Origin of the sequence: Agarivorans sp. QJM3NY_33, from assembly GCF_050870865.2 — a bacterium.
Lineage (GTDB): Bacteria > Pseudomonadota > Gammaproteobacteria > Enterobacterales > Celerinatantimonadaceae > Agarivorans.
Genome location: NZ_CP194039.2, coordinates 4,474,387 through 4,494,297, shown reverse-complemented (window position 1 = coordinate 4,494,297; position 19,911 = coordinate 4,474,387). Strand labels below are relative to the sequence as shown.

Here is a 19,911-nt window from a genome sequence, read left to right as displayed (position 1 = left end):
CGTTTAGTAGGGGCGAGGATGAGGTTGAATAAGGCCAGTGGCGAGGGCAAGTAAGATCAGGGCGATAATTAGCACGCTGAATAGCAAACGTCGCCCAAGGTAATGACTCATTGGTTTATCACCGCCTTTAAGCATTACCCGCAGCGCCATCAGCATATTAAGCATCACAATTAGGATAAATACGGTAATCACTATTTTTATGAACATCACTAAGCTCTCTTCATCGATGAATAAAAAACCAGTGTCTTATCGGCTACTGTCGTTTGTTGTGCTGATGGTGGCGCTCATCGTACTTATGCTCAAGCTTAGCTTATGGCAATGGCAACGGGCGGAGCAAAAGCAAGTTTTGTTAGATCAGTATCAGCAGCAATCACAGCAAATTATTAGTTTAGCTGAGGCGGTGGCGCAGGGCGGCAAGGCTTTTCAATTAGTGACCCCGGGCGAGCTTAAAGTGCTTGGTCCGCGCCTATGGTTAGACAATCAAATTCAGCAGGGCCGAGTGGGTTACGATTTATATTCATTGGCGGAAACTGCACAAGGTAAGGTTTTGATCCGCCAAGGCTGGCAACCAGCCAGTTATGATCGCCAGCAACTGCTGTGGCCAGTCGAGGGAGATCAGCAGGCCGAAGTTTATCGACTTCGTTATATTAGCTTACCGATATTGGCCAATTCACAGCAGTGGTTAGAGGTATTACCACAAGGTTTACGCGCTCAGCAGCTCAACCTCGCGGGTCTTGCCCAGCAATGGGGAATTCACTTACTGCCGTTTATCTTGGATCGCCAAATTGACACTTCGCCGCAACAGTTAATTGCAATGCCCGTGCAAAAGCATCAGGCCTATGCCTTGCAATGGCTATTGATGGCGGTAGTGGCGTGCGGCTTTAGTATTTACTTCCTTAAACGTAGCTACGGAAAGGAGTCGCGATGAGCAGCCAATCGCAAACTGTGCTCAAGTTAGCGGCAGTATTCTTGTTGCATCTGCCTGTAAATGGCAGGGCTGACAGCTTGTTCAATATTGATTTCATCAAACGCAGTTATGTGAAGGAGTTGCGATGATCAGCCAACAGAAAACTATGCTCAAGTTAGTGGCGGTGTTTTTGGTGCCGATACTGTTGGCTTGGTTAGTGCTAAAAATGGGGTGGTTTGAGCGGGGTACCTTAAGCCATGGCGAATGGCTAGAGCCGCCAGTGCAATTGAGTGATTATCCGCAGGGGAAGTGGTCGATTGCGCAGGTGGTGGCCAAACCCTGTGAGCAGGATTGTCTGCAGCAATTCCAGCTGCTCTCCAAGGCTTGGATGGCTTTAGGGATAGCCAAGCAAAAGACCCAGCGCTTGGCCTTGCTGACCAAGGCCGCCGCTTTCGATGAAGGTTCGAGCTTGGTTGAGGAGACCCAGATTGCTGCATTGAGCTTGGCCAATAACCAGCAGCAAGCTTGGGCACAATACGATCAACGCTGGTTGGTGGTCGATCCCACAGGCTGGGTCATTATGAGCTATCAGCCACAGCAAGGTTATACGCAGGTAAAGGGGCTTATTTCCGACCTGCAGCGTTTGATTAAAAACTCCCGTTACCAATAAAAGAGAGGGGCTGAGCAGAGGAGGATGACAATGCAAAAAGGATTAATGGCTGCAATGTTATTGGCCCTAGTGGTGATTGGTCTTGGCGCTTTTACCCGTCTCACCGATGCGGGTTTGGGTTGCCCGGATTGGCCTGGTTGCTACGGGCATTTTGCGGTGCCGCAAACTGAAGCACAATTACAGCATGCAGCGGTCCATTTCCCCGAGCGTCCCTTAGAAAGACAGAAAGCTTGGCATGAAATGATCCATCGTTATTTTGCCGGTGCGCTGGGTTTATTAGTGCTGGCTTTAGCGGGCTGCGCTTGCTGGCGCAAACAACAGCGGGGCATCGCTTTGTTGGTTTGCTTGTTGATTGGTTTTCAAGCTATTTTGGGGATGCTCACCGTTACCAAGGGCTTAATGCCCTTAATCGTAATGGGTCATTTGCTGGGGGGCTTCTCGGTGTTAGCACTATTGTTTTGCTGGTATAACCGGGTTAAATATCCGCCTGCTAAATCGCGATCGCGGATCTGGCCGCTGGTTTTGGGCTTGGCAATATTGGTGCTGCAACTGGCCCTTGGTGGCTGGACTTCGGCCAATTATGCCGCTATTTCTTGTCAGGGCTTTCCGCTGTGTCATGAAGACTGGCAGCAGCTTTATCAGTTAAAGGCCTTCGATCCCCTGCCTCATTCCCCTACCGGCAATTATGAATTTGGTGTATTGAGTCATCCCGAGCGGGTCACAGTGCATGTAAGTCACCGAATATGGGCTGGCGTTACCGCCTTATATTGGTTGCTGCTTGCCATGAGTTATTTGCTACGCCCGAGCAGCGCGCTAGAGCGTCGCCGCGCCTCGCGTTTACTGTTGGTATTATTCACTCAGTTGGGGTTGGGGCTGGCCAATGTTTGGTGGCAGCTACCCTTGTTGGTGGCGGTGGCACACAACTTAGTGGCCGCGTTGTTGTTATTGAGTGCGCTGAGTCTGCTATTGGCGTGTTATCAAAAGGGCGGCGTGACTGCGCCGCGCGAGAAGGAGAGGCTTTATGGCGAAGTTGAATACCCTAAGCTGGTCTAAACCCTTAATCAATATTAATTGGCGAGCGCTGTATAAGCTGACCAAACCCAAGGTGGTGGCGCTGATTGTATTAACGGCGGTGGTCGGAGCCTGTTTAGCGACTTCTGGTTTACCGCCTTGGCAGGCCTTATTGCTGGGGAATCTTGGGATCGGTTTAATGGCGGCAGGCGCGGCGGCTTTTAATCACTACATCGATAGTGAAGCCGACGCCAAAATGGGGCGGACTCAGGGACGTCCGCTGCCCACTGGCGCAGTATCCAATTATTTGGCGCTACTATGGGCTTCGGCTCTGTCGGTATTGGGTTTTGTGCTGTTGTACTTTGGGGTTAATCCCTTGACCGCTTGGTTAACGGCCGCCAGTTTGGTGGGTTATGCAGTGGTTTATACCTTGTGGTTAAAGCGTGCCACTCCCCAAAATATCGTGATTGGTGGCTTAGCAGGAGCGATGCCACCTTTACTCGGCTGGACGGCGGTTAATAATAGTATTTCGGCTGAGCCTTTATTGTTGGTGATGTTGATCTTTACTTGGACACCGCCACATTTCTGGGCCCTTGCCATCGCTCGGCGTAAAGAATATGCCAAGGTGAATATTCCGATGTTGCCGGTGACCCATGGGGTGGCGTTTACCAAATTGTTGATCTTGATGTACAGCGTATTGCTGTTTGCAGTGGCTTGGTTACCATTTTTGGTCGGCATGAGCGGCAGCCTGTATTTGGCCTTCAGTTGTCTGTTGAACCTGCGCTTTATTCAACTCGCTTGGCGTTTATATGGCGGCGATAACCACACCGACGCGATGCGCCTATTCGGTTTTTCCATCGTGTATCTGATGTTGTTGTTTTTGGCCCTGCTCGCGGATCATTGGCTATTTTCCTTGTTATAGTCTGGGCTAAAGTCAAAGGCTGCCAGCCTTGATTTATCTTGGTTGAGTGTTAGGACGATTGGGTGAGTGATTGCTTATTTGTCTTGATTCGGCTTTAAAAGTTGCTCCACTGCGGGGTAACTTTTACACTGAATTTTGGTTTATTAACGCTAAGTAGTCATGAGATCTGTCCGACTTAAGGCGATCGCCGCCATCGCTTTACCAATGATTTTATCGAACATTACTATTCCTTTGTTAGGCTTGGTGGATACCGCTGTAATTGGTCATTTAGACCAAGCGCATTATCTGGCTGGGGTTGCGCTGGGTTCAATGATGATCAGCCTCGTATATTGGCTATGTGGCTTTTTGCGAATGTCGACCACCGGGCTGGTTGCTCAGGCAGTGGGTTTGGCTGATATGACCGCGTTGCTGAAGGTCGCGTTGAGTTCGGTCTTACTGGCTGTGTTACTCGGCTGTTTATTAGTGTTGTTTCAGCAGCCAATTTTGTCGCTAGGCTTGAGTTTGGCTGGTGGTGGGGAACTTAGTTTGCACTACGCCGCCGACTATTTTTCAACACGGATCTGGGGCGCCCCAGCGGCACTGCTAAATTTGGTGTTGTTAGGTTGTTTACTGGGCTTACAAAATGCCCGTGCTCCAATGGTATTACTCATCGTCGGGAATTCATTGAACATTGGCTTAGACCTTTGGCTGGTCTTGGGCTTGGATATGAAGGTGCAGGGCGCCGCCTTAGCCACTGTCATTGCCGACTACCTTAGTCTTGCTCTGGGCTTATATTTGTGCCGTCAATCCTTAACCCGCTTGGGGCTGAGTATGACCGACATTGCTACGGCACTCAGGGGCTTAGCCTTCGATCAATTTAGCCGTTTACTGCGTCTTAATCTGGATATTTTCTTTCGCTCTTTAAGTTTGCAGCTCTGTTTTGCTTTTATGACGTTTCAAGGCAGCCAGCTGGGTGAAAATATTGTGGCCGCCAACGCGGTACTGCTCAATTTTCTGATGTTTGTCTCTTTTGCTCTCGATGGAGTCGCCTATGCGGTGGAAGCCTTAGCGGGGAAAGCCAAGGGAGCTCAAGATAGAGCCCAGTTTGTTGGGGTGATAAACGATTGTTTACTGTTAGCCGCAATATTCGCCTTGTTGTTTAGTCTTGGTTTCTATTTATTTGGTCCCAGCTTAATCAATCTTCTCACCGATATTAGCGAGATTAGAGCGACCGCTAATCAATACTTGGCTTGGATGTTCGTGCTGCCTGTGGCCGCGGTATGGTGCTTTATTTTTGATGGCATCTTTATTGCGACAGCGGAAGGCAAAATGATGCGTAATTCTATGTTGTTGGCCAGTGTTGGGGTATTTTTCCCAGTATGGTGGTTGAGCCAAGATTGGGGGAACCATGCTTTGTGGCTCGCCATGTGCAGCTTTATGGCTGCCCGGGGCTTAAGTTTAGCCTACACTTATCGACTGGCCTTAAATCGACATTGGTGGTTTAAAGCCACGCCAGTGGGATGAATCTTCGGGACCTAGCGACAACGGGATTTGACCGGTCAATGTTAATCCAGCCATCAATTGATGAGTGAGCAAGACGAGGATTTTGCAGCACTGTTGCTGAGGGAATACAACAGCAATAAACCACTCTCTGGTTGATTGCTGTTGTTTACTCATTTTCATTTCGCAGGGTTGGTTTGCTAAACCGCGTTGTGATATCCCAACTGACGCCAAGCCTCGTAGGCAAATACCGAAACCGCATTCGACAAATTCATACTACGGCTATTGGCTAACATCGGGATCCGTAATCGATAAGTGCTGTCAATTTGGCTTAAAATCGCATCGGGCAAGCCCCGCGTTTCTGGGCCAAACATCAGATAGTCATTCTCGGCAAATTGAAAGTCGCTATGAAACCCGCTGCCTTTGGTGGTGCAAGCCAACAAGCGTGCTGGTTGTTCGCTCTCTAGAAAAGCCTGATAGTTGGCATGGCGTTTCACTTCGGCAAATTCGTGATAATCCAACCCTGCGCGTTTTACTTTTTTGTCGTCCCAGGCGAAACCCAAGGGCTCGATTAGATGCAAACTGCAGCCACTATTGGCCGCTAAACGGATAATTGCGCCAGTGTTTTGCGGAATTTCGGGTTCAAATAGCACAATATTAATCATGGTCGGTCCCAGTCGTTGCAAAAGCGCTATTGTAGTGGCAAGCGTAGGCTAACTTCCAGCCCTTTACCGGAATGATTATGCGCACTAATACTGCCACCATGCTGGCGAATCGCCGATTCGGCAATCGCTAAGCCGAGGCCAACACCACCACTATCTCGATCGCGTGCTTCGCCACAGCGATAGAAGGGGCGGAAAATATTGTCTAATTCACTCTCGTCAATCCCCGGACCATCATCCCGGATGACAATGACTAAGTACTGTTGCTCGATGTTGGCCTCAAGCGTAACTTGCTGTTCGGCGTATTTTAACGCATTGCGGCAGATGTTTTCTAAGGCGGAGCTGAGTAATTGCGGGTAACAAAGCAAACTTAAATGTTCAGGATATGTCGCCTTAAATTTCTTACTCAGTTGTTCCGCTTCGAAGTTGCAATCATCGACTAAATCAATCATGAGTTCATCGAGCTGAGCTTGCTGTCGTTGCGCGTTTACTTGCATTCTTGATAGGGATAATAAGGCGTTAATCATCTCGGCCAAACGCTGTGATTCACGTTCGATGCGTTCTACTTCGGCACTACTGCTTTGGCGTTTTTTGTGTAAAGCCAGCGCCATATTGAGACGGGTGAGTGGTGAACGCAGCTCGTGAGATATATCACTTAATAAACGTTGTTGGTTGCTAATCGCCTGATTCAGCGTGTCGACCATGCGTTGTAAACTTTCCGAGAGCTGACCAATTTCGTCACCGCGATTAATTTCTGGCAGCTGGGTGTCTAATTGCCCCCGTGACAGCTTGTTGGCAGCGCTCTGTAGCCGTTTGAGGGGACTCACAATATGTCGGGTCAGCAAGAAACACAGTGCCAGACTTAGCAGGATGGCAACTCCCGCGAGAACCCAGGGGGAAGAGCCGCGTAACGGGAGCAGGTTGTTCATGAGCTCTGGGCTTCGGCGGCGCTCGAGGTAAAGCAAGTAGGTTTTGTCATCCAAGGTGATTGCCCTTGGACCAATGAACACCCGCTCATGGTCGAGCATAATCCGTGGATTGTTGACCTGGTCGTGATTGGCAATAAAGCGGCGTATGGCGCGGTCCACTTGCGGATGATTAACCACCAAGCCTTGTTCATCGACCAGAAAAGGCATGGTAAAACGTCCGCTACTATGCGGCGCGGGGCGTTGATTGAAGGCTTTGTTCGGGTTGTTTTGGATCCGCTGTTCGAAGTCTTGTAAGTTTTTCAGTGCCCATTCCGGCGCCGCAACGTTATCGGTGCTTACTAGTCGTGACATGTTAAATGCCACAAAGGCGGTTATCAGCAAAATTAACCAGAAGGAAACGAATATTTTGACAAATAGATTATTGAGTAGTCGTTTCATGTTTACCACTCCAACCACATGTAACCTTTACCACGCACGGTTTTTATTCTTGGGAGTTGGTCTTTTCTTGGTGGGATTTTTTTTCTTAGATTGCTGATGTGCATATCTAAGCTGCGGTCGAAGGCCTGCAGCCGTTTACCTAATACGGTTTGATTCAGCTTATTCTTATCTAATAATTGACCTGGATGCTCCAGCAGTTGCTGCAACAACAGTAATTCAGTGCTGGTGAGGTCCAGTTCAACATCTTCACAATGCGCCTGTTGTTTGGCGACCGACAGTGTTAAGTCTTGATGGCAAATTAAATCGCCATGTGCTTCAGAGCTGGGTGCGTTTTGGGTGCGGCGCAAGATGGCTCGGATCCTTGCTAATAATTCCCGTTCACTAAATGGCTTGGCTAGGTAGTCGTCGGCGCCAAGCTCTAAGCCAAGGACTCGGTCAATTTCATCGCCTTTAGCGGTGAGCATTAATACCGGCTGTTGGCTGTCTTTGCGAAGCTCTTTTAAGACTTCGAAGCCATTTTTCCCAGGCATCATCACATCTAGTAGTACTAAATCATAACTTGTTTGTTGCAGTTGCTTTAAGCCGCTCAGACCATCGTTGCATACTTCACAGTCAAATCCTTCTAAGGCCAATAATTCGCCGAGTAATTCGGTGAGTTCTTTGTCGTCATCAATTAAAAGCAGCTTCACAGTTGATTCCTAGGTGATCATTGATAGCTAAAGTGTACAAAAATTCCTTGGCTTTGCGGATCTATCATAGGCTCATTTACATAGCTTTACACTTCCTTGCCATTAGTTTGCATTGGCCGCTATATACTGAAAATGTCTGAAACATACGAGGATTTAAAAATGAAAAAGCTACTTGTGACTACCTTACTTGGAACCCTGATTCTTGCCCCTGCTGCTTTTGCTGCCAATGGCAATCGACACGATGGTGAAGGTATGCGTGATAGAGATGGCCATCCGCGAATGCATTTAATGCGCGAACTTGATTTAACTGCTGCGCAGAAAGCACAAGTTAAAGAAATTATGCAGGCCAATAAGCCAAGCGGCGAGACAAAGCAGCGAGATGGTGAGCGAGCTCAGCGTAACATGATGCATCAGCAACATATGGCGATTGTGACTTCGGCTACTTTTGATGAAAACGCAGCCAAAAACTTACTTAAAAAAGAGCAAGAGAAGCATCAACAACGCGCTTTACATATGATGCGTTCGCAGAATGCGATATACCAAATACTGACTCCGGAACAACAACAGAAGTTCCAGCAGTTAACAGAACAGCGTATGGAAAAACGCGGGCAAATGAAAAAAGATGGTAAACACCAAAATTACCAACAAGGTGAAAAGCAACACAAAAACGCTAAAGCTAGCACTTAAGGGAGCAGCTTCTATACTTTACAAAACTTTCCCGTGAATTTGTAAAGTGGAAAAACAAAATTACCAGCGTTTAGTGACCCGCGCTACACAGCTTGCAAGCTGTGTAGCTTTGTTTTTATTACTGATAAAAAGTGGTGCCTATTTATATACTGGCGCAATTAGTATTTTGGCGTCGTTGATTGATTCACTCATGGACATTGGCATGTCCTTGGTTAATTTATTGGCGGTGCGTTATGCACTACAACCCCCCGATAAAGAGCACCGTTTTGGTCATGGAAAGGCTGAACATCTCGCGAGTATCGTGCAAGCTGCCTTCATTGTGGGTTCGGCTTTCATGTTGCTATATAGCGGTACGACCGAGTTAATGCGCCCGCAAGCTTTACAGCACAGTCAGTTAGGTATTTGGGTCATGATCGTTTCTACTTTGATTACAATTGCCTTAGTACTTTTCCAAAAATATGTCGTTAAGAAAACTAACAACAGTTTAATTAAAGCCGATTCGATGCATTACGCGATGGATGTTTTTATGAATGTGGCAGTGCTTGTGGCCTTATTTCTTAGTCAATATGGATGGTATTGGGCCGATGGATTGTTTGCAGTGTTGATCGCCCTATATATTTGCTATGGTGCTTTTGGAATTGGTAAAGATGCGGTACAAAATTTATTGGATAGAGAGCTTCCTCGGGCTTTCCAAGTTCAGGTTTATCAAATTGCTTTGAAGCTTGCTGGCGTGTTGGGAGTACATGATGTTAGAACTCGCCAGTCGGGTCAGACTAAATTTATTCAACTCCATCTGGAACTAGATGATAAACTCACCCTTTACCAAGCTCATGATATTGCCGATAAGGTAGAGGCGGCATTGTTAGCGCAGTGGCCAGAAGCCGATATCTTGATCCATCAGGATCCCCAGTCGGTGGTGCCAGAAGAAAAGAAACAACAGTTTTTGTAAGGTGAAGTAAGTGGCAAAGCTAAGGGACTATCAAATTAAACAAACGTTAGCCGAAACCGTTTGGTTGCAAATTCGTGATGAAGCGCACCGAATGGCTGAAGATGAGCCGATGTTATCCAGCTTCTTCTATTCGACGATTTTGAATCACCATACGCTGGCCTCGGCCTTGAGCTTCCAATTAGCAAGTAAGTTGGATAGCTCAACGGTACAGGCGATTTTGTTGCGTGAATTTATTGAAGAAGCTTTATTGGCTGATCCAAATATTTTGGAAGCAGTGGCGGCTGACATTGTGGCAGTGAAAGATCGTGACCCGGCAGTAAAATACTACGCGATCCCCTTGTTATATCTGAAAGGTTTCCATGCCTTACAGGGCTACCGTGTGGCAAATTGGTTGTGGCATCGTGGACGCTTGGCACTAGCGCGTTATATGCAAAACCAAATCTCGGCGGTGTTTGCTGTGGATGTTCATCCGGCGGCCACCATCGGTAAAGGGATCATGTTTGACCATGCCACTGGCATCGTGGTGGGTGAAACCGCAGTGATTGAAGATGATGTATCAATCTTACAATCGGTGACTTTAGGGGGAACCGGGAAAGACCGAGGCGATCGACATCCAAAAGTTCGTCAAGGGGTATTGATTGGTGCGGGTGCAAAGATCCTTGGCAATATTGAAGTGGGACGCGGCGCAAAAGTGGGGGCGGGTAGTGTCGTTCTCGAGGATGTGCCAGCGCACACCACGGTTGCTGGCGTACCAGCAAAGGTGGTGGGCAGACCCGGTTGTGAGATGCCAGCCATTGATATGGGGCAAAATATCTAATTTAGTCGGTGGCGGCGATATAAGCGAAGCGCGGCATTGTTTTGCCGTCCACAACGACCTCTTCAACAAACATATGATAGGGCCGAACCCACAGTTTACCTTCTCCGTATAAAGGTCGGTAAAGTACCAACTGTTCTTCGGTTTCCGAATGGGTCACGGTATCGATCACTTGGTATTCCGGACCTTTGTAATGTCGGTATCGACCTTTCTTTAATTTCATGTTTATAAATTCGACAACTAGTTAGGTAAATAGAGTTCTACCCTTGTTGGGCATAGATGACAAGAGTATGCTGCTTTAAAGTAAGTCTTTATCAATATGTGAACACGATTAGGGTTCATTTATCCATGAGGACTGACTTTAGATAGAATATCTAGAGTGAGGTTAACAACAGATTAACGGGAGTAGGTTGATGTCTTTTGACGTATTGGAAAAATTAGAAGCAAAGGTTCAAATTGCAGTCGATAGTATTGAATTACTACGTATGGAAATTGAAGAACTCAAAGAACAAAATAGTAAGCTGAGTGATGAGAATAGTCATCTGTTACAAGAACAACAAGCTTGGCAAGAACGCCTTACTGCCTTGTTAGGGCGTATCGAAGACGTTCAAGCCGAGTAAGCTGTAAGCTTAAATTCGCTTGGACCTTATTCGATATCGAGTGGTTCAGGCGATAAAATCACGCCAGTGGTGTCGGCATAAATATGATCTTCCGGTAAAAAAGTGACGCTACCAAAATTGACCGGAATATTCACATCACCAGTTTCGTCTTCGGCGTCAGCACCAACAGGAATGGAAGCCAGTGCCTGGATCCCTATATCTAAATCTTCAAGCGCGTCCACATCTCGAACACAACCGTAAACAATAATGCCATCCCATTCATTTTCGGCTGCAGCTTCGGCGATGGTTACATCGAGCAAGGCGCGTCGCAATGAGCCGCCGCCGTCTATCAATAATACCCTACCGGTGCCAGGCTCCTGAACGACCTGAGCAATTAAGCCCGAATTTTCAAAACATTTGATGGTGGTAATTTCTCCCCCAAAAGAGTTTCTGCCACCATAACTGGCAAACATGGGTTCGACGACATCAACCGTATCTGCGTATAGGTCACAAAGTTCAGAGGTATTATATTCCATGGTCTGGATCCTAAATTGGCCCGAGTTATCGCTACCAGTATAAACACTAAGTCGCGGTTTTCAATTAAGAAATAATAACTAAGCTAGAAAAGCAAAATAACCCGGCTGCAGACCGCATTACGGGGCTTAAAGGGGATTAGCAGAGTCATCAAATTGATAACTCTGCGAGGTATTTATAGAATAAAACGACTTAAATCTTCGTCGGCGACTAATTCGTCTAAAGATTTATTGACGTAATCGGCGTCGATGATCTCTTTCTGACCTGAATTATCAGAGGCCACAAAGCTTAATTCTTCCATTAATTTTTCCATCACCGTGTGTAGCCGACGAGCGCCAATATTCTCGGTGCGTTCATTCACTTGCCATGCCGCATCGGCAATCCGACGAATCCCTTCTTTGGTGAACTCAACGTCTAGGCCTTCGGTGGCCATTAGCGCCTTGTATTGTTCGGTTAATGAAGCATTAGGTTCGGTGAGGATCCGCTCAAAATCATCTGCACTGAGTGCATTCAGACTAACACGGATCGGCAAACGCCCTTGTAATTCAGGGATCAGATCGGAAGGTTTCGCGACCTGAAAAGCGCCCGATGCAATAAACAGGATGTGGTCGGTTTTTACCATGCCATGTTTGGTGCTTACCGTTGAGCCTTCAACCAGTGGTAGCAAGTCGCGTTGCACACCTTCTCGGCTTACATCTGGGCCTGAAACATCGCCGCGTTTACAAATTTTATCGATTTCATCTAAGAATACGATGCCTTGGTTTTCAACCGCGTACAGGGCTTTTTCTTTGAGCTCTTCTGGGTTGACCATTTTAGCGGCTTCTTCTTCCACCAATAATTTGAAAGCTTCTTTAATTTTGAGTTTACGTTTCTTGCTATCTTTGCTGCCAGATAGGTTTTGAAACATACCTTGTAATTGATTGGTCATCTCTTCCATGCCCGGAGGGGCCATGATTTCGACACCTATCTGTGGCTGAGCCACATCAATTTCAATTTCTTTGTCGTCAAGTTGGCCTTCACGCAGTTTTTTACGAAAAGCCTGGCGAGTCGAGTTGTCTTCTTTCTTCTCATCATGACCAAAGCTGTCTTTTGCAGGGGGCAGTAGAGCATCGAGGATCCGATCTTCTGCTTGGTCTTCGGCTCGAAAACGAAATTTTTCGGTTTCTTGCTCGCGGGTCATTTTGAAGGCAACATCGGCGAGATCGCGAATAATCGTCTCAACCTCTTTTCCAACATAACCGACCTCGGTGAATTTTGTAGCTTCTACTTTAATGAATGGGGCGTGCGCTAGTTTCGCCAAGCGCCGTGCAATTTCGGTTTTACCGACGCCTGTTGGGCCTATCATTAAGATATTTTTAGGCGTAACTTCATGGCGCAATTCATCATTGAGTTGCATTCTGCGCCAGCGGTTGCGTAAGGCAATTGCCACTGCGCGTTTGGCTTCAGATTGGCCGATGATGTGGTTATCTAATTCGGAGACAATTTCTCTGGGGGTCATTTCAGACATAATTTTTTCCTGCAAAGCTTTAAGCTTTCGCGTCTAATTCTTCAATAGTATGGTACTGGTTGGTAAACACACAAATGTCACCGGCAATGCTCAGGCTTTTTTCAGCAATTTCACGTGCGCCTAAATCGGTGTTTTGTAATAGGGCGAGAGCCGCAGACTGAGCAAAAGGCCCTCCTGAACCGATGGCGATTAAGTCGTGCTCAGGTTGAACCACGTCACCGTTACCAGTAATGATTAATGATGCTTCGCTGTCTGCGACTGCCAGTAGGGCTTCTAGTTTACGTAGCATGCGATCGGTTCGCCAATCTTTGGCCAGCTCTACAGCTGCCTTGGTAAGGTGACCTTGATGCATTTCTAGTTTTGCTTCGAAACGTTCAAATAGGGTAAATGCATCGGCAGTGCCGCCAGCAAATCCGGCCAACACTTGACCGTGATAAAGGCGGCGAACCTTCTTTGCGTTGCCTTTCATCACGGTATTGCCAAGGGAAACTTGGCCATCGCCAGCAATGATCACTTTGCCGTTGCGGCGTACGGAGACGATAGTAGTCACGATATTTCCTCAGTTTATACAGCTAACCATAAGAGTTAACTTGGCTATCTCAATGAAGTGGGGGGGCGTCGATAATTTTTCAAGGTATAAGCCAAAAACTGTGGTGCTTTAGTTGTGATTAAATAATTTCAACAACTGTTGCTGTTGTTCATCGTTGAGTGATGCGAAGTGGCTCAATAGTACCCGTAATAATTTGGATTTTGCCAGTTGATGCTGCTGAGAAGCGTATTGTAACTGGTTTATTGCGGAGGCATCAAAGGTGAAAGTACAGTGCCGAAAGGTGCTGCTAGGCTTGTCGGCGGGAGCTTTTTTTGGATTGAGGCTCGGTTTTCCTAGCGCATAGTTTTCGGCATCATCAATGAATTGTTCGACGCTTATTTTTTTGGCTTGGCGGCGGCGATGCGGTTGCTTTTTTAAATCAGTTAAACTCATGGGAGTCTTCTTGCTGGATGGCGAGTAATTCAGTCACTATCGCTTTGATCTCATTGGCAGCTTTACCTTCGGGCTCTATCTCTAACACCGAACGGCCACTTTCTTCACTATCATCGTAGAGATTGCGAGCGAAGGTCACGGAGTCGAGCACATGTAAGCCGAAGGAGCGACAAACTTCTTTGGCGTCGAGGATCCGATTTGCTTGGTTGGGCAGAGATGGGCATTGGGTGATTACAAAACTAGCGACCATTTTAGGGTTGACCATTTTACAGGTACTGAGCATGTCTTCCATATGCGGAAGCGTTTTAAGGTCACGGCGTTTGGGTCGTAGTGGAATTAATACATATTTTGCGACTGACATTGCTGCACGCATGGCTAAGTTGTCTTGACCACCACAGTCCACAATCACAAAATCGTAGCCATTTTCTAGGCTGAGTAAGTCCTTGCGGATTTTTCCGTAGAGTTGAATACAGTTAATCCCTGGTAGGGATTCATCTTCGTTGCGGGCTTGGATCCAATCGGAGGTAGTGCGCTGCGGGTCGCAATCAACCATTAAGATATTTGCGTCAAATTCGGTTTTCAGGTGAACGGCAATATTTTGTGCTAAGCAACTTTTACCACTACCACCCTTTTCCCCACCAACAAGTATCAACATGGTTCATCCCTCTTCTGCAACTTGCGACCAATTATAATTACTGGCTTTGTGGTACAAGTTTATTAAGTATAAGACAAACTGACATGTTTGCTTATCTGGACGAGAATTTTACAGTATTAACAAAAACATATTATAGCTAGAGAAGTTCTTACGATGACAACGCGCTACTTTTACTTTCATTTCCGCTTCAGCGGAATGTTTCGCAGTAAATTTAACTTTAAGTTTGGTGCCAATCGCTAAATCTTTATCATGAACAATCAACATGCCACGGCGAGAGATGTCGATACAAGTGGCTTCAATCACTGCTTCATCGTCTTCGTTATTGGTCAAAATGAGCTGCACCGGTTCGTTTTCCAAATCGAGTCGCATTGAGCCTCGTCGCTCAAGTTGCTGTAGTTCCGTGTTGTTCATAGTATCGCGTTCCTATTTGAGTCACGGTCTTGGTCTTATTTTGCCGTTTTTAGTCAAAACTGATTTATTAGAATAGCTACATTTTTATAACATAGTTGGGATATAAGTCAAATAAGTAATATTTTTAAGCGCTTAGCACAGGCAGTAATTGAATAATTAGCTACTTTAAGGCCTTTATACAAGATTTTACGTTATGGTTAAAGGTTATGGCTGTTGGTGGATAAGGGCGTCTTTATTCATATATGCTTTAGTATCAATCAAAGCCAACATCTCTGTTGGCTTGTATATAGTTTGGATGTCTTAAAAGCTCCCTACTTAAAAGCTCCAATGCCAAATTTGGCAACCATTGATTTTGGCGCGTTGTAATATATGCCGATCTCGTTCAGCATCTCGCTTGGTGGGATAGGGGCCTAACACCACGCGATACCAGGCGCCATTTTCCCCTTCGGTGCGCTTAATTTGACTTTCCAGGCCTGCAAAGGCAATTAAGGCTTTACTCTCTTCGGCGCGGTCTCGGCTACGGAAAGAAGCACACTGCATTTGGTAAGGGATGGCCGGCTGGTTTGGTTTGGCGGCCGGCTCAACTTCTACTTGCTTGTGTTCTAGCTCTTTAACATAGCTCCGCTCTTTTGGTGGCTCTGGCAGACTTGCTTTGGCCTTTGGCTTTGCGATGGGCTGTGGGTTTACCAACTCGCTGAGCTCGGGAGCTGGTGTGGGCGCGCTACCTTTAATATTAAATAGCAATACCGAGAAACCCACGATCGCTGCGATCACCGCGAGAGCTAAGGCGAAGGGGAAGCGTTTTTGATGACTGACCGCGCGGCTAGATCTAGCCGCGGGTTTTTTCTTGGGCTTGCTGCGCCCTACATAGTCCTTCGCCATGTTTACATCCGATCCAAAGTCTCGATCCCTAATAATGAAAGACCTTGATCTAACACTTTCGCTGTTAAAGCTGCTAAGCGCAGACGACTATGTTTCACCTCGCTTTCAACATCGTCCTTAAGGATTGGGCAAGCTTCATAGAAAGTCATAAATGCACCCGCGAGCTCGTAGAGGTAATTACACATCATGTGTGGCATACCTTTATCGGCTACATTGTTGACCGCATCGCTAAACTGAATTAATTTTTGTGCGAGAGCGATTTCGGCGTCTTCAGCCAATATAATGTTTTGCTCAAGGCTGTCGAGGTCGATTGCTGAGCGACGAAGAATAGATTGGATCCGAGTATAAGCATATTGCAAGTACGGTGCGGTATTGCCGTTGAAGGCCAACATGTTTTCCCAATCGAAGATGTAGTCGGTGGTACGGTTCTTCGATAAATCGGCGTATTTCACCGCGCCCATCGCGATTGCTTTGGCGGCCTCTAGTTGTTGCTCCGCATCCAGATCTCGAGACTTTTCAGCCACAATAACTTGTGCTCGCTGTTCCGCTTCTTCTAGTAAATCGACCAGCTTCACGGTACCGCCACTGCGGGTTTTGAAGGGGCGGCCATCTTTGCCTAGCATCATGCCAAAGGCGTGATGTTCTAGTGGCACCGACTCTGGCACATAACCAGCTTTGCGCACAATGTTCCAGGCTTGCATTAGATGTTGATGCTGACGGGAGTCGATAAAATATAAAACTCGGTCGGCATTTAAGTCTTGGTAACGGTATTTAGCACAGGCTATATCGGTGGTGGTGTACAAAAAACCACCATCTTTTTTCTGAATGATCACGCCCATTGGGTCGCCATCTTTATTTTTGTATTCGTCGAGGTAAACCACGGTTGCCCCGTTGTCTTCAACTGCTAAACCTTGTTGCTTTAAGTCGCGAACCACATCATGCAGCATGGGGTTATACATGCTTTCGCCCATCACGTCGTTTTTAGTTAGCGATACATTTAAACGGTCGTAAACAGATTGGTTATGATTCAAGGTGATGTCGACCAATTTGCGCCACATGGTATTACAGTATTCATCGCCACTTTGCAGTTTTACCACGTAGTTGCGCGCGCGCTTGGCAAAAGCTTCATCGCTGTCGTAACGCGCTTTAGATTCACGATAGAACACTTCTAAATCGGCTAATTCAATATCGCCTGCGTCAGTACCGCGTTTTTCAACTTCTTCCAAGTTGGCGATTAACATGCCAAATTGAGTTCCCCAGTCGCCGATGTGATTGGCTCTAACCACCTTGTGGCCTAAAAACTCTAGGGTGCGAACCACCGCATCACCAATGATGGTAGAACGCAGGTGGCCCACGTGCATTTCTTTCGCAACGTTTGGCGCAGAGTAGTCAACCACAACGGTTTGTGCTTGTTCTGCCAATTTTACATTCGCCGAAGGAGAGCTCGACATGGCTTCAATTTGAGAGACCAGCCAATCATTATTAAGATAGAAATTAATGAAACCTGGGCCGGCAATGCTGGTTTTATCGATGAGTGTCGAACTTGGTAAATTATCGACAATCAACTGAGCCAGTTCACGAGGATTTTTCCCAGCGGGTTTGGCGGCCATTAAGGCAAGGTTGGTCGCTAAGTCGCCGTGAGCTTTATCCTTGGTTCGGTCAACTTGGATCCGAGGTTCGAATCCTTCAGGGAGCACCTGTTGTTGTTTCAGGGCAATGACCGTTTGTTCCAGAAGTTGTTGAATAAGCTCTTTCATGTAGGTTGACACCAATCTCGCGTAAATAAAATGTACAAGGCGGGCATTTTACCGACAATTGCCGCTGAAAACTATCTCTTATCTAGGCTAATTCGGTGTGATTTGATTTGATTGGAGCAAATCGCTACGCGCTTGGTTGTTGATGTTGCTGCTTTGCGTAAAGAGGCGTGTGATTACTGCATATCATAAGGGTCTATATCTAAGGACCAACGAACTTTACGGCTGAGTTTTAAGTTCTCCAATTGTGGTAACAGCCGATGGATAAGTTGATGTAGGCTGGTGCGCTGTTCCGCTTGAATTAATAGTTGCATCCGAAATTTTCCTGCGCGACGTGCTTGTGGCGCTGGGCAGGGAGGGAAAACCCAGCTGTTCGCCTGCTGTAGTGGCTGGGCTAGTTGATAGAGCTGCTGGCTTAAGTCATGCACTGCCTGACCATCCACTGCTTCTAAGCGAAATAGCGCTTGAAAGCTAAAAGGGGGAAGTTCGGTGTCTTTGCGTTCATTAAGGGCAAAGCGCGCAAAGTGTTGGTAACCATTATTAATCAAGTCTTGCAGCAGTTCATGCTCAGGGTGATGAGATTGCAACATCACTTTTCCTTCTAAGTTGGCGCGCCCTGCTCGGCCAGCTACCTGCACATATAGTTGGGCCAGGCGTTCTGGGGCCCGAAAATCGGAACAGAACAAGGCATGGTCGATATCGAGTAGGGCAACTAAGGTTACATTAGGGAAGTGATGTCCCTTGGCCAGCATTTGGGTTCCCAGCAAAATTTGATAGTGATTGTTATGGATCTGTTCCAACAATTGCTCCAAGCTGCCTTTGCGTCGTGTACTGTCTCGGTCGATCCGTGCCACTTTATATTCTGGGAAGATCTCCAGTAAGGCCTCTTGCAGTTGTTCGGTACCAAGGCCAGTGGTGACCAGATTGGTGGAACCACACTGTTGGCATTGATGTGGCACCGGTTGTTGGCTGCCACAGTGATGACAGGCCAAGTGACGGGGCTGCTGATGGTAGGTAAAATATGACTCGCAGCGTTCACACTCACAGACGTGCCCGCACTCATGACAGAGCAGGGCTGGCGCGTAACCTCGGCGATTTAAAAACAGCATCACCTGACGACCAGCCTTTAGCTCTATGCGCATTGCTTTCACTAAGGCGGGAGAAAGCCCCGAGTTGAGCGGTTGATGGCGAATATCCAGCAATTGTTGCTTGGCTAATACTGCATTACCTGCTCGTTGTTTGAGTTGTAGATGAACATAACGGCCGCTCAGGGCATTGTGCAGGCTCTCTAACGAAGGTGTGGCCGAGCCTAAGATGATAGGAATTTGTTCTAATCGAGCGCGTACAATGGCTAAATCGCGGGCGTGGTAACGAAAGCTGTCTTGTTGCTTAAAGGAGCTATCGTGCTCTTCATCGATGATGATTACGCCAGGCTTGGCCATCGGAGTGAACACCGCCGATCGGGTGCCAATGATGATGCCCGCTTCGCCTTGCTTCGCCTTGAGCCAAGCACTAAGCCTTTCACTATCATTCAGGCCCGAGTGGATCGCATAAACTGGAACTTCGAAGCGTTCGGCAAAACGAGCCAAGGTTTGTGGCGTGAGGCCAATTTCGGGAACCAGAACTAAAGCCTGCTGGCCCTTCGCGAGAACTTCGGCAATTACATTGAGATAGATTTCGGTTTTACCGGATCCGGTAATACCTTCAATGAGAAAGGCCTGAAAGCTCGATAGGCTTTGGTTGATGGCCGCTACCGCAATTGCTTGCTCAGGATTGAGCTGCAAGGCTTGGCTTTTGTTGGTCTGTTGTTGAGTCCAATCTGGCACGGTTGCGCGTGCTGTGACTTTTTCTAGCAAGCCTTTTTGCTGTAAGGCGGTGAGCGCAGAACGCGAGAAGTCTCGTTGTTTGGCTTGTTCATCGTTTAATTGAAAATCGGCTTGTTGTTGCAGCGCGCCAATGACTACACCTTGCTTGGGAGCACGCTTAAATTCTGCGAGCTTAGCTTGCTTGCCTTGTTCACTAAGGCGCCAGGCGACAATCGCTTTGGCCTGTGCGGGTTCGCCTTTACGTAACAGGCTGGGCAAGGCCTGGCTCAGTACGTCACCCAAACTATGGTGATAGTAGCTGCTGGCCCAATTTAATAGTTTAAATAGACTCGCGGGAAGTAAGGCCTGTTGATCGACAATTTGGTTAATGGTTTTTAATTTGTCGCTATCGATGTCACTGTCATCGGGATGCTCCACCACCAAGCCAACTTTTTCACCTTTACCAAAGGGGACTTTGACCCGAGCACCGATCACTGGTATTGCCGAGTCATCGGAGACTCGATAATCAAATAGTCGACGCAATGGAATTGCTAAAGCAACACGAACAATTAACACAAATTTATGAATCCATGAAAAAACCTGCCTCATTCTAAAGCTTGACTAT

General features: G+C 47.1%; 25 protein-coding genes. 10 read left to right on the top strand and 15 right to left on the bottom strand.

Translation table 11 applies throughout. From position 1 onward, the window contains the following. Positions 1-3: 3 nt before the first annotated feature. Complete coding sequence (locus ACRRSY_RS20310; protein WP_432455758.1) at positions 4-207, bottom strand: DUF2909 family protein; 204 nt, start codon at positions 205-207, stop codon at positions 4-6. Between ACRRSY_RS20310 and ACRRSY_RS20305 the strand changes: the two genes are divergently transcribed. The 6 genes from ACRRSY_RS20305 to dinF all read left to right on the top strand — a co-directional run bounded on the left by ACRRSY_RS20305 (position 200) and on the right by dinF (position 5,013). Further along, positions 200-928 carry an SURF1 family protein gene (locus ACRRSY_RS20305; RefSeq protein ID WP_432463896.1) on the top strand — a complete coding sequence of 243 codons (729 nt, stop codon included), beginning with the start codon at positions 200-202 and terminating at the stop codon, positions 926-928. The two genes, ACRRSY_RS20310 and ACRRSY_RS20305, sit on opposite strands and share 8 nt — an antisense overlap. Further along, on the top strand, positions 925-1,056 hold the full coding sequence (locus tag ACRRSY_RS20300; protein WP_432463895.1) for a hypothetical protein: 132 nt from the start codon (positions 925-927) through the stop codon (positions 1,054-1,056). The genes ACRRSY_RS20305 and ACRRSY_RS20300 overlap by 4 nt, the downstream gene beginning before the upstream one ends. Continuing rightward, entirely contained in the window at positions 1,053-1,577 is a 525-nt protein-coding gene (locus ACRRSY_RS20295; protein ID WP_432463894.1) for a hypothetical protein, read from the top strand. Before ACRRSY_RS20300 ends, ACRRSY_RS20295 begins: the two co-directional genes overlap by 4 nt. Before the next feature lie 30 nt (positions 1,578-1,607). Continuing rightward, positions 1,608-2,630 carry a COX15/CtaA family protein gene (locus tag ACRRSY_RS20290; protein WP_432460274.1) on the top strand — a complete coding sequence of 341 codons (1,023 nt, stop codon included), beginning with the start codon at positions 1,608-1,610 and terminating at the stop codon, positions 2,628-2,630. Beyond that, positions 2,599-3,510 (top strand): heme o synthase, encoded by a 912-nt coding sequence (gene cyoE, locus ACRRSY_RS20285; protein ID WP_432455763.1) that lies wholly within the window; start codon positions 2,599-2,601, stop codon positions 3,508-3,510. Before ACRRSY_RS20290 ends, cyoE begins: the two co-directional genes overlap by 32 nt. Before the next feature lie 159 nt (positions 3,511-3,669). Next, positions 3,670-5,013 carry an MATE family efflux transporter DinF gene (gene dinF, locus ACRRSY_RS20280; RefSeq protein WP_432463893.1) on the top strand — a complete coding sequence of 448 codons (1,344 nt, stop codon included), beginning with the start codon at positions 3,670-3,672 and terminating at the stop codon, positions 5,011-5,013. Here dinF and ACRRSY_RS20275 read toward each other — a convergent pair. The 4 genes from ACRRSY_RS20275 to ACRRSY_RS20260 are packed head-to-tail and all read right to left on the bottom strand — an operon-like array spanning position 4,972 to position 7,707. Continuing rightward, positions 4,972-5,166 carry a hypothetical protein gene (locus ACRRSY_RS20275; protein ID WP_439033333.1) on the bottom strand — a complete coding sequence of 65 codons (195 nt, stop codon included), beginning with the start codon at positions 5,164-5,166 and terminating at the stop codon, positions 4,972-4,974. The genes dinF and ACRRSY_RS20275 overlap by 42 nt on opposite strands. 23 nt (positions 5,167-5,189) lie before the next feature. Beyond that, entirely contained in the window at positions 5,190-5,654 is a 465-nt protein-coding gene (trmL, locus tag ACRRSY_RS20270) for a tRNA (uridine(34)/cytosine(34)/5-carboxymethylaminomethyluridine(34)-2'-O)-methyltransferase TrmL (protein WP_432455765.1), read from the bottom strand. Positions 5,655-5,680: 26 nt separating this feature from the next. Continuing rightward, positions 5,681-7,018, bottom strand: coding sequence for an ATP-binding protein (locus ACRRSY_RS20265; RefSeq protein ID WP_432463892.1), 1,338 nt, complete (start codon positions 7,016-7,018; stop codon positions 5,681-5,683). 2 nt (positions 7,019-7,020) lie between these two features. Next, on the bottom strand, positions 7,021-7,707 hold the full coding sequence (locus ACRRSY_RS20260) for a response regulator (protein ID WP_432460270.1): 687 nt from the start codon (positions 7,705-7,707) through the stop codon (positions 7,021-7,023). Between the two features lie 159 nt (positions 7,708-7,866). On the opposite strand from ACRRSY_RS20260, the gene ACRRSY_RS20255 reads away from it, so the two are divergent. The 3 genes from ACRRSY_RS20255 to cysE all read left to right on the top strand — a co-directional run bounded on the left by ACRRSY_RS20255 (position 7,867) and on the right by cysE (position 10,160). Beyond that, entirely contained in the window at positions 7,867-8,394 is a 528-nt protein-coding gene (locus tag ACRRSY_RS20255; RefSeq protein ID WP_432455768.1) for a Spy/CpxP family protein refolding chaperone, read from the top strand. A gap of 46 nt (positions 8,395-8,440) precedes the next feature. After that, positions 8,441-9,343, top strand: coding sequence for a cation diffusion facilitator family transporter (locus ACRRSY_RS20250; RefSeq protein ID WP_432455769.1), 903 nt, complete (start codon positions 8,441-8,443; stop codon positions 9,341-9,343). A 91-nt stretch (positions 9,344-9,434) separates the two neighbouring features. After that, positions 9,435-10,160, top strand: coding sequence for a serine O-acetyltransferase (gene cysE / locus ACRRSY_RS20245; protein ID WP_439033359.1), 726 nt, complete (start codon positions 9,435-9,437; stop codon positions 10,158-10,160). Position 10,161: 1 nt separating this feature from the next. Here the strand turns inward: cysE and ACRRSY_RS20240 are convergent, their stop codons facing one another. Continuing rightward, positions 10,162-10,380: a DUF1653 domain-containing protein gene (locus tag ACRRSY_RS20240; protein ID WP_432463891.1), complete on the bottom strand. Its 219-nt coding sequence runs from the start codon at positions 10,378-10,380 to the stop codon at positions 10,162-10,164. 190 nt (positions 10,381-10,570) lie between these two features. Between ACRRSY_RS20240 and zapB the strand changes: the two genes are divergently transcribed. After that, positions 10,571-10,777 carry a cell division protein ZapB gene (gene zapB, locus ACRRSY_RS20235; protein ID WP_432455771.1) on the top strand — a complete coding sequence of 69 codons (207 nt, stop codon included), beginning with the start codon at positions 10,571-10,573 and terminating at the stop codon, positions 10,775-10,777. 26 nt (positions 10,778-10,803) lie between these two features. Here zapB and rraA read toward each other — a convergent pair whose 3' ends face one another. The 9 genes from rraA to priA form a co-directional block, all read right to left on the bottom strand. Then, on the bottom strand, positions 10,804-11,292 hold the full coding sequence (rraA, locus tag ACRRSY_RS20230) for a ribonuclease E activity regulator RraA (protein ID WP_432463890.1): 489 nt from the start codon (positions 11,290-11,292) through the stop codon (positions 10,804-10,806). A 173-nt stretch (positions 11,293-11,465) separates the two neighbouring features. Next, positions 11,466-12,797 (bottom strand): HslU--HslV peptidase ATPase subunit, encoded by a 1,332-nt coding sequence (gene hslU, locus ACRRSY_RS20225; RefSeq protein WP_432455773.1) that lies wholly within the window; start codon positions 12,795-12,797, stop codon positions 11,466-11,468. 19 nt (positions 12,798-12,816) lie between these two features. Next, positions 12,817-13,347, bottom strand: coding sequence for an ATP-dependent protease subunit HslV (gene hslV / locus ACRRSY_RS20220; protein WP_432455774.1), 531 nt, complete (start codon positions 13,345-13,347; stop codon positions 12,817-12,819). Between the two features lie 108 nt (positions 13,348-13,455). Then, positions 13,456-13,779: a replication protein RepA gene (locus ACRRSY_RS20215; protein WP_432455775.1), complete on the bottom strand. Its 324-nt coding sequence runs from the start codon at positions 13,777-13,779 to the stop codon at positions 13,456-13,458. Next, positions 13,766-14,434 carry an AAA family ATPase gene (locus ACRRSY_RS20210; RefSeq protein ID WP_432455776.1) on the bottom strand — a complete coding sequence of 223 codons (669 nt, stop codon included), beginning with the start codon at positions 14,432-14,434 and terminating at the stop codon, positions 13,766-13,768. The genes ACRRSY_RS20215 and ACRRSY_RS20210 overlap by 14 nt, the downstream gene beginning before the upstream one ends. 108 nt (positions 14,435-14,542) lie before the next feature. Continuing rightward, on the bottom strand, positions 14,543-14,845 hold the full coding sequence (locus ACRRSY_RS20205) for a PilZ domain-containing protein (protein WP_432455777.1): 303 nt from the start codon (positions 14,843-14,845) through the stop codon (positions 14,543-14,545). Between the two features lie 315 nt (positions 14,846-15,160). Then, entirely contained in the window at positions 15,161-15,727 is a 567-nt protein-coding gene (locus ACRRSY_RS20200) for an SPOR domain-containing protein (RefSeq protein ID WP_432463889.1), read from the bottom strand. Positions 15,728-15,729: 2 nt separating this feature from the next. Beyond that, the gene (argS, locus tag ACRRSY_RS20195) at positions 15,730-17,484 is read right to left on the bottom strand and encodes an arginine--tRNA ligase (RefSeq protein WP_432463888.1); all 1,755 of its coding nucleotides are present in this window, start codon (positions 17,482-17,484) and stop codon (positions 15,730-15,732) included. A 173-nt stretch (positions 17,485-17,657) separates the two neighbouring features. Further along, positions 17,658-19,895, bottom strand: a complete 2,238-nt coding sequence (priA, locus tag ACRRSY_RS20190; protein ID WP_432463887.1) for a primosomal protein N' — start codon at positions 19,893-19,895, stop codon at positions 17,658-17,660. Between the last annotated feature and the right edge of the window lie 16 nt (positions 19,896-19,911).